Origin of the sequence: Streptomyces sp. A0642 (assembly GCF_004795105.1) — a bacterium.
Classification (GTDB): Bacteria; Actinomycetota; Actinomycetes; order Streptomycetales; family Streptomycetaceae; genus Streptomyces.
In genome coordinates, this window is record NZ_SSBL01000021.1 from 104,861 (window position 1) to 118,360 (window position 13,500).

The 13,500-nt window shown below is 72.1% G+C and carries 13 protein-coding genes and 1 pseudogene; 6 read left to right on the forward strand and 8 right to left on the reverse strand.

Annotation, left to right across the window (positions count from 1 at the left end; genetic code table 11):
* From E6R60_RS37565 to E6R60_RS28145, 7 genes and pseudogenes are all read right to left on the reverse strand, one after another.
* A pseudogene (locus E6R60_RS37565) lies at positions 1–720 on the reverse strand (ABC transporter ATP-binding protein); the annotation flags it as partial.
* Positions 717–1,706, reverse strand: coding sequence for an ABC transporter permease (locus tag E6R60_RS28125; RefSeq protein ID WP_136329485.1), 990 nt, complete (start codon positions 1,704–1,706; stop codon positions 717–719). The gene E6R60_RS28125 and the pseudogene E6R60_RS37565, both read right to left, overlap by 4 nt.
* Positions 1,703–2,686, reverse strand: coding sequence for an ABC transporter permease (locus E6R60_RS28130; RefSeq protein ID WP_136329486.1), 984 nt, complete (start codon positions 2,684–2,686; stop codon positions 1,703–1,705). The genes E6R60_RS28125 and E6R60_RS28130 overlap by 4 nt, the downstream gene beginning before the upstream one ends.
* 2 nt (positions 2,687–2,688) lie before the next feature.
* A complete protein-coding gene (locus E6R60_RS28135; RefSeq protein ID WP_136329487.1) occupies positions 2,689–4,416 on the reverse strand; it encodes an ABC transporter substrate-binding protein in 1,728 nt (575 codons plus the stop codon).
* A gap of 228 nt (positions 4,417–4,644) precedes the next feature.
* Entirely contained in the window at positions 4,645–4,740 is a 96-nt protein-coding gene (locus tag E6R60_RS37980; RefSeq protein ID WP_346766091.1) for an Ms4533A family Cys-rich leader peptide, read from the reverse strand.
* A 156-nt stretch (positions 4,741–4,896) separates the two neighbouring features.
* Complete coding sequence (locus E6R60_RS28140) at positions 4,897–6,315, reverse strand: DUF3152 domain-containing protein (protein WP_136329488.1); 1,419 nt, start codon at positions 6,313–6,315, stop codon at positions 4,897–4,899.
* Positions 6,300–7,265 carry an alpha/beta fold hydrolase gene (locus tag E6R60_RS28145; protein WP_136329489.1) on the reverse strand — a complete coding sequence of 322 codons (966 nt, stop codon included), beginning with the start codon at positions 7,263–7,265 and terminating at the stop codon, positions 6,300–6,302. The genes E6R60_RS28140 and E6R60_RS28145 overlap by 16 nt, the downstream gene beginning before the upstream one ends.
* A gap of 110 nt (positions 7,266–7,375) precedes the next feature.
* On the opposite strand from E6R60_RS28145, the gene E6R60_RS28150 reads away from it, so the two are divergent.
* The 4 genes from E6R60_RS28150 to E6R60_RS28165 all read left to right on the forward strand — a co-directional run bounded on the left by E6R60_RS28150 (position 7,376) and on the right by E6R60_RS28165 (position 9,226).
* A complete protein-coding gene (locus E6R60_RS28150; RefSeq protein WP_136329490.1) occupies positions 7,376–7,591 on the forward strand; it encodes a hypothetical protein in 216 nt (71 codons plus the stop codon).
* 168 nt (positions 7,592–7,759) lie between these two features.
* Entirely contained in the window at positions 7,760–8,401 is a 642-nt protein-coding gene (locus E6R60_RS28155; protein WP_136329491.1) for a TetR/AcrR family transcriptional regulator, read from the forward strand.
* A 131-nt stretch (positions 8,402–8,532) separates the two neighbouring features.
* The gene (locus E6R60_RS28160) at positions 8,533–8,760 is read left to right on the forward strand and encodes a DUF3107 domain-containing protein (RefSeq protein WP_024490505.1); all 228 of its coding nucleotides are present in this window, start codon (positions 8,533–8,535) and stop codon (positions 8,758–8,760) included.
* A gap of 193 nt (positions 8,761–8,953) precedes the next feature.
* On the forward strand, positions 8,954–9,226 hold the full coding sequence (locus tag E6R60_RS28165) for a hypothetical protein (RefSeq protein WP_136329492.1): 273 nt from the start codon (positions 8,954–8,956) through the stop codon (positions 9,224–9,226).
* Positions 9,227–9,264: 38 nt separating this feature from the next.
* Here E6R60_RS28165 and E6R60_RS28170 read toward each other — a convergent pair whose 3' ends face one another.
* Positions 9,265–9,999 carry a ferritin-like fold-containing protein gene (locus E6R60_RS28170; RefSeq protein WP_136329493.1) on the reverse strand — a complete coding sequence of 245 codons (735 nt, stop codon included), beginning with the start codon at positions 9,997–9,999 and terminating at the stop codon, positions 9,265–9,267.
* Between the two features lie 474 nt (positions 10,000–10,473).
* On the opposite strand from E6R60_RS28170, the gene E6R60_RS28175 reads away from it, so the two are divergent.
* Both E6R60_RS28175 and E6R60_RS28180 read left to right on the forward strand, forming a co-directional pair.
* Positions 10,474–12,399, forward strand: a complete 1,926-nt coding sequence (locus E6R60_RS28175) for a DEAD/DEAH box helicase (protein WP_136329494.1) — start codon at positions 10,474–10,476, stop codon at positions 12,397–12,399.
* Positions 12,400–12,649: 250 nt separating this feature from the next.
* Positions 12,650–13,495, forward strand: a complete 846-nt coding sequence (locus E6R60_RS28180) for an alpha/beta hydrolase (protein ID WP_136329495.1) — start codon at positions 12,650–12,652, stop codon at positions 13,493–13,495.
* Positions 13,496–13,500 lie beyond the last annotated feature (5 nt).

Genomic DNA, 13,500 nt, shown 5'->3' on the forward strand with positions numbered 1-13,500 from the left:
CGCGCCGAGCACGTCGGCCACCGGGCCGCGTTCCACGGCGAGGCCCGCGCGCATGACGAGCACGTCGTCCACCGACTCGGCCGCCACACCCACGTCATGGGTGACGAGGAGCAGTCCCATCCCCGTCTCGCGGCGCAGGTCGTGCAGCAGGTCGAGGATCTGGGCCTGGACGGTGACGTCGAGCGCGGTCGTCGGCTCGTCGGCGATCAGCAGCTGGGGCTCACACGCCAACGCCATCGCGATCAGCGCACGCTGGCGCATTCCGCCGGAGAACTCGTGCGGCCGGGAGCGTGAGCGGCGTACCGCGTCCGGAATCCCGACCCGGTCCAGCACCTGGACGGCCCGGGCCCGCGCCGCCCGCCGGGAGACCCGGTGGTGGACGCGGTACACCTGGGCGATCTGGTCGCCGACCGCGTAGTACGGGTCGAGCGAGGACAGCGGGTCCTGGAAGACCATGGCGGCCTTCGCCCCGCGCAGCCCGCGCAGTTCGGCGTCACCGGCGGCCTGGACGTCCACGCCCGCGACCCGGACCGAGCCGCCGACCTTCGCACCGGTCCCCCGGTGCAGGCCGAGCAGGGCGTACGCCGATGCGCTCTTGCCGGAGCCGGACTCGCCGACGACGCCGAGCGCGCCGCCCGCCTCCAGTGAGAAGGACAGGCCGCGCACGGCCTGTACGTCGCCGAACGAGATCGAGAGATCGGTGACCTCGACGAGACTCATGACAGCACCACCCGTCGGTCGGCCATCGCCTGGAGGATGTCCGCGACGGCATTGGCGAGGACGACGAACGTTCCGGTGACGAGCACCAGCCCGACGACGACCGGGAGGTCCACCTGCTTGACGGCCTCGACCAGTTCGCGGCCGACGCCGGGGATCCCGAAGAGCGACTCGGTGAGCACGGCACCGCCGAACATCGAGCCGACGTCGAGTGCGCCCAGCGCGATCACGGGGGCCAGCGCCCCGCGCAGCGCGTGCCGTCCGACGATCGTCCGCTCGCTGACCCCGTACGCCCTGAAGGTGCGCACATGGTCCTCGGCCAGCGTCTCCAGCATCGAGGCCCGGGTCATCCGGGCGTACGGGGCGGCGGTGATGAGCGCGAGCGAGATCCAGGGCAGCAGCAGGTTCCAGGCCCACTGCTCCGGGTTTTCGGTGAAGGGGACGTAGTCCGGGAAAGGCAGGATCTGGAGCGCCGTGACGCAGATGATGATCAGCAGCAGGCCGATCACGAAGACGGGCGTGGCCATGCCGGCCAGGGTGATCCCGGTGAGGATGCGTTCGGTGACGCGGCCGCGCCGCCACACGGAGAGCAGTCCGGTACCGACACCGAGCAGCATCCACAGCACGAACGCGCCGACGGCGAGCGAGGCGGTGGCGGGCAGCTTGGCGAGGATCAGCTGGGTGACCTGCTGACCGCTCTGGTACGAGAGTCCCAGGCACGGGGCCTGGCAGTGCACCACACCGGTTCCGGTCGAGTAGTCGCGGCCCGCGACCAGGCTCTGGAGGAAGTGCGCGTACTGCACGTACACCGGGTCGCCGAGGCGCAGTTGCTCGCTGACCTGAGCGACCTGCGCGGGCGAGCAGCGCGGTCCGCAGGCGATCTGCGCGACGTCGCCCGGGGCGACGTAGAAGGCGGCGTAGACGACGACGCTGAGGGCGAGGAGGACCAGGAGCGCCCCGCCGAGGCGGCGCAGCAGGAATCCGCTCATGCTCCGGCCTCCTTCTTGCGTCCGGTGCCGATCCGCAGCCGGGAGGCGGCGCGCGGGTCGAGCGCGGTGCGCACGCCCTCGCCGAGGACGGTGAGCGCCAGCACCGTGACGAAGAGCAGCAGGGCTGGGATCAGCAGGTAGGTGGGCGCGGCCTGGTACCAGGTGTCGGCGTCGCTGAGCATCTGTCCCCAGGAGGGTGTGGGCGGCTTGATGCCGACGCCGAGGAAGGACAGGGCCGCCTCGACGACGATGTTGGCGGGGAAGAGCAGGACGGCGTAGGTGATGACGGGCGCGGCCAGCGAGGGCAGCAGTTCGCGGCGGGCGATCTGCCAGGGGCCCCAGCCGCTGAGCCGGGCGGCCGCGACGTGGTCGCGCGACTTCAGGGAGAGGGTCTGGGCGCGCACGATCTTCGAGATGCCGGACCAGCCGACCAGGCCGACGATCACGGAGATCAGTACCGGGCGGGGGAAGCCCGCCGGGACGACGGCGAGCGCGCCGAGCGCGGTCACCATGACCGGCAGGGCGACCACGACGTCGGTGACCCGGCTCAGCGCCTGGTCGACGAAGCGGTTGCCGAGTCCGGCCGAGAGGCCGATGAGGACGCCGACGGCCACCTGGAGCAGGGTCGCGCCGAGGGCGACGCCGAGCGAGACCCGGGCGCCGTAGGCGACCCGGGCGAAGAGGTCGCGTCCGGTGAGCGGTTCGACGCCGAGCCAGTGTTCGGCGCTGATACCGCCGAAGGAACCGATCGGGACCCCGCCGGTGGCGGAGTCGACGAGACCGGGGTGGTACGTGGTGGGGTTCTGGCCCTCGATGCCGGCGAGCAGGGGGGCGGCGAGCGCGAGGAGGACCAGCAGGGCGACGACGGCCGCCGCCACGAGGGCGGCGCGGCGGCCGCGCAGCCGCCGCCAGAACGGATGGGCCCCGGGGGCGGGGGCCGTGACGGCCCCCGCCTCCTTGACCAGCAGTGCTTCGGCCATGGCTACTTGACCGCGGCCTGCGAGATGTCGAGCACGCCGGTCCAGTCGCTGATCACGATGTTCTTGACCGACTCGCCGTACAGGCGCTTGTAGACCGGGTGGAACAGCGGCACGGTCAGCGCCTGCTCACCGACCTTCTTGTCGAGCGCGCCCCAGCGCTTGGCGGCGGCGCTCAGGTCGGTCAGCTTGTTGATCTCGTCGATCTCCTTGTTGACCGCGGGGTCGTTCAGCTGGGCGGTGTTGAAGTTGTACCCGGCCTTGACGATCTGGCGTCCGTCGAAAATGGGGGCGAAGAAGGGACCGCCGGAGGGCCAGTCGGCACCCCAGCCGGTGAGGAAGAAGCCGGGCTCGCTCTTCAGGGTGTGGACGGTCTCCGAGTAGGCGTTGTCCTCCAGGCCCTGGAGCTTGACGGTGATGCCGGCCTTCTTCAGCGCCTCCTGGAGCGCGGTGGCGATCTCCGGGCTGGTCTCGAAGTTCTTGTCGTTGTTGTGCGTGAGGGTGACCGTCAGCCCGTTCGCGTAGCCGGCCTCCTTCAGCAGTTCCCTGGCCTTGGCCGCGTTGCCGCTCTTCCCGGCCGGGAAGGCGTCGTACGGGGTGTAGCCGAAGGAGGGCTGGTTCGGCAGGAAGGTGGTGGCGGCCTCGGCGAGCGAGGAGCCGCCCGCGGCGTTGACCACGGAGGTGCGGTCGACGGCGTACGAGATGGCCTGGCGCACCTTGGGGTTGTCGAACGGCTTCACCTTCGGGTTGAAGGCGATGTAGTTGGTGTAGCCGAAGTGGCCGGTGCCGACGCGGGCGGCGAGCTTCTTGTCGCCGCTGACCTTGGCGAGTTCGGCCGGGCCGAGGTTGGTGTCGGTGGTGACGGCCGCGGCGTCGGCGCCCTGGGAGGCGGACAGCCGCTGGTTGATGACGGCGGAGTCGAGGCCGGAGCGGACGTCGATCCGGTCGGGGTAGGCCTTGCGCTCCTCGTCGGTGGCGGCCGACCAGTGCGTGTTGCGCTCCAGGACCAGCCGCTCGCCGTCGCCCTCGTTCCTGACGACCTTGTACGGGCCCGAGGAGACCGGGTGCTCCTCGTACTTGGTGCCGGTGTCCTTGGCCTTCGGCACCGGGGTGGTCTGCGTCTGGGTGGCCAGGTACGGGAACTCGCCCTCGGGCTTGTTGAGGTGGAAGACGATGGTCTTCGCGTCGGGCGTCTCGATCGAGTCGAGGCCCTTCTTGTCCTTGTACGGGCCCTGGTAGCCGGCCCCGCCGATCAGCCAGTCGCGCAGGTAGGGCGCACCGCCGGAGAGTTCGGCGGCGAAGGAGCGCTCGATGCCGTACTTGATGTCGGCGCTCGTGATCGCGGTGCCGTCCTCGAACTTGAGGCCGTCCTTGAGGGTGTACGTCCAGACGGTGGCGTTCTTGCTGGGCGTGCCCAGGTCGGTCGCCAGGTCGGGGACGACCTTCGCGCCCGCCGCGCCGTCCTCCCGGTTGCGGGTGGTGAGCGTACGGAACACGAGGGAGGGGACGTTGCCGCCGCCGGAGGTGTAGAGCCGCGCGGGGTCGAAGTCCTCCTGCGGTCTGCTGTTGAGGACGGTGAGCGTGCCGCCCTTCTTGGGCGCGCCCGCCGCGCCGGACGTGCCGTCGCCGCCCTTGCTGCTGCCCTCGGGCCCGCAGGCCGCGGCTCCCGCGGCCACGGCGAGCACTGCGGCGGCCGCTGCTACGCGGCGCGATATGACGGACGGATGACGCATCGGAAGATGACCTCTCGGAGAACTGCCTGAATGAGGGAAACAGCGAGTGATTCCGCGGCAGGCGGCGACGAGAGACATGTGCACACGGCCGGTCGGGCCTGGTGAAGGAGACCGGAACACGGGAACTGCCGCGCCTGCGGGCGGAGTACGCCCGGGTGCGGCAGCCGGAAGGAGGGGGCCCGGGCCCTCAGGGCTCGGACGGGTGACCGACGCGCACGCGGGCAGGCGTCAGCAACAGTCGATGTCGGCGACACTGTGCCCGGTCACGCCGATGAGCGCCAGCTCGATGGCTGCGCGATCGGTGGTGAGGGGGCTGTGTGACATGCCGAGAAATATGGATCACGGCTCGCACGATGTCAACGCGATATGAGACAGCCGTCTCGCCATGCGGACACCCCTTCGGTGCACGCGTCCCGCGGACCGGCTCCGACGGGACTGCCGGGGCGGCCCTGCGTCCGGTCCCGCAGTCCCGCCCGGGGCTCAACCCTCCGGATACACCCAGGCGTTGGGGCGGCACTTGATGCCGTCGATGTCGAGCGACTTGGTCTGCTGCTGCATCACCGGGGCGAGGGCGCCCTTCGTGCCGCAGCTCACATGGTTGTGACCCAGCCGGTGGCCGACCTCGTGGTTGATCAGCATCTGCCGGTAGGCGAAGAGCTTGTCCGGACCGAAGGTGGACGAGCCCTGGGCCCAGCGGTAGGCGTTGATCATCACGCGCTCGGTGGCGGCGGAGTCGCAGGAGACGTTGTCCTCCAGCGTGTCCAGCCCCGACTTCTTGCACCACTCGCCCGTGGTTCCCGGGCTGGCCAGCGTGATCACGAAATCGGGCTTCCCGGTGGAAATCCGTTCGAAGGTCATATCGCCGTCGTGGGCCCAGCTCCGGTCGTCATTCAGGGTGGCCTGGACCGCCTGGGCGAACAGCGCGGAGTCGAGCCGGAGCCCGTGCTCGACGTCGATCCGGTAGCGGTACTTGTGCCCCTTGCCCGGAGCCTTCGCCGTCCCGGCGACCGTCTCGAACTTCCCCGACGCGGTGAGTTCCGGCGCGAGCGGATACGCCTTGGCCATTTTCTGCTCGTACGAAAGGGGCTTGACGGCCACCACCTCGGGGGCGGGCGTCCTGCGGACGTCGGAGCGGGAGGCGTCGTTCCGGCCGTCCCGGTCGACGCCCGCGGCCTGCGCGGCACCGGACCGGCCGGCGCTGTCGTGCGCGACCTGGCCGGCCACGATCACCGCGAGCACGGTGGTCACGGCGGCCGCGGCGATGCCGGTGAAGGTGCGGCCCTTGCCGCCCTTGGCCTCACCGGTGGCTTCTTCGGAGGGAGTTGCCGGGCGTTCCCACGCACCCGGCGGGCGCTCGTCCGACTCGGTGGCGGACCGGCCGGGGCCGGCCGGTCCGGAAGGAGCGGTGGCGGGTCCGCGGGGTGCGGACGGAGCGGGCGGCCGGTCGAAGGCCTCCACGAACTCGCGCCGCGGGCCCGGTATCAGCGGCCTGGCAGCGGTCGCCTGCGCGTTGCGCGCCGCCTGCGGACTCCGCCGGACCTGCGGCCCCTGCGGCCGTGCGGGAGCCTGGGACTGGTCGCCGCTGCGGCCCGGTCCGGCGCCCTGCGCCGGGGCCGGCCGGTCGCCGGGCCGTCCGACGGGGCCGGTTCCCCAGCCGCCGCCGGATTCGCGTTGTTCGGGGTGGCCGCCGCGCACCTGGGGCGTGCCCTGGAACGGGGTGTGCCCGTCCGTGCCCGGAGCCGTGTCGCCCGGCCGTCTACGCCGGCCGCTGCCTGCCGCGGGCCGGGCGCCCTCGCGCCCCGCTTCCGCGTTCGCCTCGGAGGGCCCGCTCTCGGGCGCCCCGGGCCCAGGGCCCCTTCGGCTGTGTCGTCCCACGCCCCGGATCAGCTCCCGCCGCATTCGTCCAGCAGTTCCCGGAACGCCTGGGCGACCGCCTCCGGGTACTCCATCATCGCCACGTGCCCGGCGTCGGGCAGTGTCAGCAGTCGCGCATCGCGGAAGGCCGCGGACGCCCTGCGTGCCATCCGGAACGAGACGAGCCGGTCCCGTCCGCCGTACACGAGCTGGGTCGGTGCGAGCACCCGCTCGGCCTGACGCCACAGCCCGTGCTGCCCGCCCAGCGTGTACGCGTCGACGATGCCGCGTGCCGAGCGCGCCATCGCGTCCCAGAAGTACGGCAGCGCCAGCCGCCGCTCCATTTCGGCCACCGCGTCACGGAAGCCGTCCGCGGAGACACGTGCCGGATCGCCGTAACAGAGTGCCATGACTCCGCGGGTGCGTTGTTCCGCGCCCCAGTCCCGGGTCATCCGGGCGAACAGGGACACGATTCCCGGAACGGCGAGCAGCGCGGTCGGCGCGGCCGACAGCTGTACCCGGATCTCGGGGAGCGCGGGCGAGATCAGGGTGAGGGTGCGCACCAGGTCGGGACGGACCGCGGCGACCCGGATCGCCACCGCGCCGCCCAGCGAGTTGCCGATCAGGTGGACGGGACCGCGGCCTCCGGCATCGAGGAAGCGGATGACCGCGCGGGCGTGGCCGGTGACCGAGTAGTTGCCGTCGTCCGGCGGCGGGGAGTCGCCGAATCCGGGCAGGTCGACCGCCTCGCAGTTCACCACGTCCTGGAGCAGCGGCATCAGCGCCGTCCAGTTCTGCGAGGAGCCGCCGAGTCCGTGCACGAAGAGCGCGGGCGGCAGCCCGGCCCGCTCCGGCGGCCTCGAACGGACGGTCAGCGTCAGCCCGGGCAGCGTGACGGAGCGAAGCCTCTCCCCCTCCGCCACTCTGACGGCGCTCACCGTGGGGGCCACCGCTGCGGCGGCGGCGCGGACTCCCGGCAGCTCGGTCGAAGACATGCGGCAATGTTACGAGACGATCACACCCTGGTTCATGTGTTCGCCGTCACAGATCGCATGGCGGCTTCTGGGGGTACCTCCTAGGCTCGGAGGCAAGGAAGGGAGTCCCCATGACGGTCGACCCCAGTGACCCGGAGACCTTCGACGACGTCCAGCCGGACGAACCCGGCCCCGAGGCGCCCGACGCCGACGCCGCCGAACAGCAGGCCGATCTGCGTCCGGAGGACGACGAACCGCTCACGGACGTCCAGCGGGACCGCGCGAACGAGGCGGATGCGGCGGAGCAGGCCCGCGTCGTCCCCCAGGACGAGGACGATTACCGCTGATACGCCCCGCTATGCGGCAGGGGGTGCGGAAACTGTGGCTACCGCGGGCGTCCGGTCCGTGAAATTCTGCGTCCGCGCCGCGCATACCCGGGTTACCCAAAAGTACGATGTCGGTATGGCGCAGCGTGCACCGAACTGCTGGGTCCGATCACAATTTTGGGAGGCGGCGTGACAGCCATCGAGCAGACCGAGGCGGCGCGCCCGCGGGGCACTCGTCTGCCCCGCCGCGCCCGACGCAATCAGCTTCTGGGGGCCGCGCAGGAGGTCTTCGTCGCCCAGGGGTACCACTCCGCGGCGATGGACGACATCGCGGAGCGGGCCGGGGTCAGCAAACCGGTGCTCTACCAGCACTTCCCGGGCAAGCTGGAGCTCTATCTGGCCCTGCTCGACCAGCACTGCGAGTCGCTGCTCCTGGCGGTGCGCACGGCCCTGGCCTCGACCACCGACAACAAGCTGCGCGTGGCCGCCACGATGGACGCCTATTTCGCGTACGTGGAGGACGAGGGCGGCGCCTTCCGCCTGGTCTTCGAGTCGGACCTGACCAACGAGCCCGCCGTGCGTGAGCGGGTCGACCGGGTCTCCCTCCAGTGCGCCGAGGCGATCTCCGACGTGATCGCGGGTGACACGGGGCTGTCCAAGGACGAGTCCATGCTGCTCGCGGTCGGGCTGGGCGGGGTGTCCCAGGTGGTGGCCCGCTACTGGCTCTCCAGCCGGTCCGCCATCCCGCGCGACACGGCGGTGCAGCTCCTCACCTCGCTGGCCTGGCGGGGCATCGCGGGCTTCCCGCTGCACGGTCTCGATCAGCACTGAGCGGGCGGCCGGAGCCGGTGTTCGCTGCGGGCGTTGCCCGCGGCGCCCTGCCCGGTCCCCTCAGCGGGCTAATGTGTGCTGCGTACGGCGCGGTTCACCGCGCAGGGACTGACCGTCGGAGGGACATAGCCGTGGAGGTCAAGATCGGGGTGCAGCACACGCCCCGGGAGATCGTTCTGGAGAGCGGGCTTTCCGCCGAAGAGGTCGAGAGCGCGGTTTCCGAGGCTCTCGCCGGCAAGGCGCAGCTGCTCAGCCTCACGGACGAGAAGGGCCGCAAGGTCCTGGTGCCGGCCGACCGGATCGCCTACGTGGAGATCGGCGAGCCCAGCACGCGACGGGTGGGGTTCGGCGCGCTGTAGCACGTCCGGGCACATCAGAGACCGTGGAAGCGGCCCGGCGGGGATTCTCCCCGCCGGGCCGCTTTCCGTTGCGCGCGGGTTTCCGTGCGGCGGCCGAGCGAAGCCTGTGCGCGGGAGGGTTGTCCGCCGCCGCCCGGGGGTAGTACGGCCTACGACCGATTTGCCCGCCCTCCCACCTGCGAGGTGATCGTCTGTGATCTTGGAAACCCTGGGCTCCGTCGTGCTGGGACTCGTCCTCGCCTGGACGGCCCTGCGCGCCCTCTCGCCCCGTCTCCCGTCCCGCCGCGTCGTGCTCGGCACCGGTGCGCTGGGGGCCCTGTTCGGGGCCTGGCTCACGCACTCGGTGCTGGGGCCGGGGCACGAGGCGGCGACCCTGGTGGGTTCGGTGCTGATCGCCGCGGTGACGCTGTCCCTGCTGCTGAGGCCGCGCGGCAGCCGCCGGCTCAGCCGGTCGGCGGCGGCCTGACGCCCGCCCGGGAAGGCCCCCGGCTGTCCGCGGGGGTGTTACGCCGCGAGCCCCAGGGCGGCCATCCGCTTGGTGTGCGCCTCGGTGATCCGGGAGAACATCCGGCCGACCTCGGCCAGGTCGAACCCGTCGGCCACCCCGCCCACCAGCATGGTCGACAGCGCGTCACGGTCGGCCACCACGCGCTGGGCCTGCGAGAGCGCCTCGCCCATCAGCCGGCGCGCCCACAGCGCGAGCCGGCCGCCGAGCCTCGGGTCCGCCTCGATCGCCGCACGCACCTTCTCGACCGCGAAGTTGCCGTGCCCCGTGTCGTCGAGGACGGCGAGGACGAGGGAACGGGTGTCCGAATCGAGCCGGGCCGCGACCTCACGGTAGAAGTCGCTGGCGATCGAGTCGCCGACGTAGGCCTTCACCAGGCCCTCCAGCCAGTCCGAGGGCGCCGTCTGACGGTGGAAGTCGTCGAGGGCCTTGGCGAAGGGCTCCATGGCTCCGGTCGGCTCCACATCGATCGCGGTCAGCCGGTCCGTCAACCGCTCGAAGTGGTGGAATTCCGCGGCCGCCATCTTGGCCAGCTCCGCCTTGTCGGCCAGGGTCGGCGCCAGTTTCGCGTCCTCGGCGAGCCGCTCGAAGGCCGCCAGTTCCCCGTAGGCGAGCGCTCCCAGCAGATCGACGACGGCGGCCCGGTACTGGGGCTCGGCGGACGCGGTGGCCCAGTCCTGGTCGGCGATTCTGGTGGATGCGGGGGCTTCAGTGGCGTTGTCAGGCGTCTCCATGAACCGCAGAATAGCCCGCCCGTCGCGGGGTGGAGGGGTCCGGCCGCCGACCGGCCTCACACCGTTCCGATGAATTCGCCCAACACAGATGCGCGAATCCGGGGTACAGTGGTATTGCGCTTACTGAGCATTTTGCAACTGCTCGTTGCGCGAAATTGAATGAGGATGCCCGGTCGGAGGCCCGATCGGCTCCGACCCGACAGCCCTCCACGCGGTGCGTACGACACGTACGACCGCCGCTGAGGGTCCCCTCAGCGGCACGAGCGCTCGAGCGACGGCAGTGGTCCCGCGCCACCCGGCCCCTCCACGGCCGGATGACCAACCCCGGCACGGTACGACCCCCTTCGTTCGCCTCGGACCGCGTTTCACAGAAGAGGCAGCACCCTGACTACGTTCCGAGACCTCGGGATCCTTTCCGAGACGGCCGAAGCCCTTGAGGCGGTCGGCATCACGTCCCCGTTCCCCATCCAGGAGATGACGCTCCCCGTAGCGCTCTCCGGCTCCGATGTCATCGGACAGGCCAAGACCGGCACCGGCAAGACGCTCGGTTTCGGCCTGCCGCTGCTGGAGCGCGTCACCGTCCTCGCGGACGTCGAGGCCGGCCGGGCCAAGCCCGAGAAGCTGACCGACGCCCCGCAGGCGCTGATCGTCGTCCCCACCCGCGAGCTCTGCCAGCAGGTCACCAACGACCTGCAGACCGCCGGCAAGGTACGTAACGTCCGCGTTCTCGCCATCTACGGCGGCCGTGCGTACGAGCCCCAGGTCGAGGCCCTCAAGAAGGGCGTCGACGTGATCGTCGGCACCCCGGGCCGGCTTCTCGACCTGGCCGGCCAGCGCAAGCTCGACCTGTCGCACGTCCGCGCCCTCGTCCTCGACGAGGCCGACGAGATGCTCGACCTGGGCTTCCTGCCCGACGTCGAGCGCATCATCACGATGCTGCCCGCGAAGCGCCAGACGATGCTGTTCTCGGCGACCATGCCGGGCGCGGTCATCAGCCTCGCGCGCCGCTACATGTCGCAGCCGACCCACATCAACGCCACGTCGCCCGACGACGAGGGCACGACGGTCAAGAACACCGCGCAGTACGTCTACCGCGCGCACAACATGGACAAGCCCGAGATGGTCTCGCGCATCCTGCAGGCCAACGGCCGCGGGCTCGCGATGATCTTCTGCCGCACCAAGCGCACCGCGGCCGACATCGCCGAGCAGCTGGAGAAGCGCGGTTTCGCCTCGGGCGCCGTCCACGGCGACCTCGGCCAGGGCGCCCGCGAGCAGGCGCTGCGCGCCTTCCGCAACGGCAAGGTCGACGTTCTGGTCTGCACCGACGTCGCGGCCCGCGGTATCGACGTCGAGGGTGTCACCCACGTCATCAACTACCAGTCGCCCGAGGACGAGAAGACCTATCTGCACCGGATCGGCCGCACCGGCCGCGCGGGTGCCAAGGGCATCGCGATCACGCTGGTCGACTGGGACGACATCCCGCGCTGGCAGCTGATCAACAAGGCCCTGGACCTGAAGTTCCCGGACCCGCCGGAGACGTACTCCACGTCCCCGCACCTGTACGAGGAGCTCGACATCCCGGCCGGCACCAAGGGTGTCCTGCCGCGCACCGAGCGGACCCGTGCGGGTCTGCGGGCCGAGGAGATCGAGGACCTGGGCGAGACGGGCGGCCGCGGCCGCAAGTCCGCCGCCGCGGCGGCCCCCGCGGTCCGCGAGGAGCGGCCCCCGCGTACGCCGCGTCAGCGTCGTCGCACCCGGGGCGGTTCTGCCGCGGAGGAGGGCGCCGTGACGGTGCCCGCTCCGTCCACGGAGATCGTGGAGGCTCCCGAGGCCACCGACAGCCCGTCCGAGGCGCGCACCCCGCGCCGCCGCCGGCGCGGCCGGGTCGGCGCCGCGGACATCGCCGCCGAGGCAGCGGTGGCCGTGGTGGACGCTCCCGCCGTGGTCAGCGAGCCCGAGGCCGAGGCCGAGCCGAAGAAGCGGACGAGGACCAGGGCGGCCAAGGCCGCAGCCGAGGTCGTGGCCGAGGTCGTCGCCGACGCCGCGCCCGAGGCGGAGCCGGTGGGCGAGGCCAAGCCGCGCCGCCGCCGTGCCCGGGCCGCCAAGCCGGTGACGGAGGAGGCCGGCTTCCAGACCGCCCCCGTGGCCGAGACCGTGGTCGAGGCGGTGGCGGTCACCAAGCCCCGCCGCCGCACCCGGGTGATCAAGCCCGTCGAGGACGAGGTCGACTTCCAGATCGCGCCGATCGCCGAGCCCGAGCCGGACTCCAGGGCGCGCCGTCGCCCCCGTACGGCCGCGAAGCCGAAGACGGAGGCCGTGGCCGAGACCCTGACCGAGGGCGAGGCCAAGCCGCGCCGCCGCCGGGCCCCGCGTGCCGCCGCCGCGAAGTCCGAGGGCTGAGCGCACCCCGTGTGACGACTGCCGGACGGGCCCGAGGGATTCCCTCGGGCCCGTCCGGCGTTCCCGGCGCGCGTGGAGGGCCCGCCCCGGCCATCCCGGCGTGGCCCCGAGTGCCGTCCGGCGTACACGGCATGCCCGGCCCGGGTGCCCGCCCTGCCCCCGCCCCGCGCAACGGACGGACGCCGGACTCGGGCCCGTCCCGCGCCCGTGTGACGGCAACGGCCGCCCGCCGGAGCCGTAACCTCGTGCCATGAGCAGGCCACCCACCTTCATCCCGCCCCCCTGCGCCCGCTCCCGTGCGCTGCGCACCGAACGCGGGGACTTCGCCGTGCTGGACGCGGTCCCGCGTACGCCCCCGCGCGGCACCGTCCTCCTGCTGCCCGGGTACACCGGCAGCAAGGAGGACTTCATCGCGCTGCTCCAGCCGCTCGCCGACGCCGGCTACCGGGCCGTCACGGTCGACGGGCGCGGGCAGTACGAGACCGACGGGACTGACCGTCAAGAGACGTACGCGCAGGGCGAGTTGGCTCGCGACGTACTGGCCCAGGCAGCCGCGCTCGGCCTCGGCGACGGCGCGGTCGACCTGCTCGGCCACTCACTCGGCGGGCAGATCGCGCGTGCGGCCGTGCTCCTGGACCCCGCACCCTTCCGCTCGCTCACCCTGATGTCCTCCGGCCCCGCCGAGGTCGTCGAGGCCCAGAAGGTCAAGCTGAAGATCCTCGGTGACGCCCTCGCGACGATGAGCATGGACGACGTCTGGGACGCCATGCGCGCCTTCGAACCGCCGGCCGAGGCGGAGACGGGCGGCGAGGACCTGCGGCGGCGCTGGCTGCGCCACCGGCCCGCGCAGCTGATCGCCACCGGCCGGCAGCTGGCCGCCGAGCCGGACCGGGTGGCGGAGCTGGCCGCCACGGGACTGCCCGTCCATGTGATCTCCGGCGAGCGCGACGACGTCTGGCCGGTACCCCTCCTCGACGAGACGGCGGTACGCCTCGGCGCGCGCCGGACCCGGATCGAGGGTGCCGAGCACTCCCCGAACACGGACCGGCCGGAGCCGACGGCCGCCGCACTCGTCTCCTTCTGGGACAGCCTGTAGGCGGC

Bases quoted from the DNA above. Each gene is read 5' to 3' on its own strand.
- E6R60_RS37980 (WP_346766091.1), bottom strand. From the start codon at position 4,740: ATGTCACACAGCCCCCTCACCACCGATCGCGCAGCCATCGAGCTGGCG.
- E6R60_RS28180 (WP_136329495.1), top strand. From the start codon at position 12,650: ATGAGCAGGCCACCCACCTTCATCCCGCCCCCCTGCGCCCGCTCCCGT.
- E6R60_RS28145 (WP_136329489.1), bottom strand. From the start codon at position 7,265: ATGTCTTCGACCGAGCTGCCGGGAGTCCGCGCCGCCGCCGCAGCGGTG.
- E6R60_RS28170 (WP_136329493.1), bottom strand. From the start codon at position 9,999: ATGGAGACGCCTGACAACGCCACTGAAGCCCCCGCATCCACCAGAATC.
- E6R60_RS28140 (WP_136329488.1), bottom strand. From the start codon at position 6,315: ATGCGGCGGGAGCTGATCCGGGGCGTGGGACGACACAGCCGAAGGGGC.
- E6R60_RS28130 (WP_136329486.1), bottom strand. From the start codon at position 2,686: ATGGCCGAAGCACTGCTGGTCAAGGAGGCGGGGGCCGTCACGGCCCCC.
- E6R60_RS28125 (WP_136329485.1), bottom strand. From the start codon at position 1,706: ATGAGCGGATTCCTGCTGCGCCGCCTCGGCGGGGCGCTCCTGGTCCTC.
- E6R60_RS28175 (WP_136329494.1), top strand. From the start codon at position 10,474: ATGACGCTCCCCGTAGCGCTCTCCGGCTCCGATGTCATCGGACAGGCC.
- E6R60_RS28135 (WP_136329487.1), bottom strand. From the start codon at position 4,416: ATGCGTCATCCGTCCGTCATATCGCGCCGCGTAGCAGCGGCCGCCGCA.
- E6R60_RS28150 (WP_136329490.1), top strand. From the start codon at position 7,376: ATGACGGTCGACCCCAGTGACCCGGAGACCTTCGACGACGTCCAGCCG.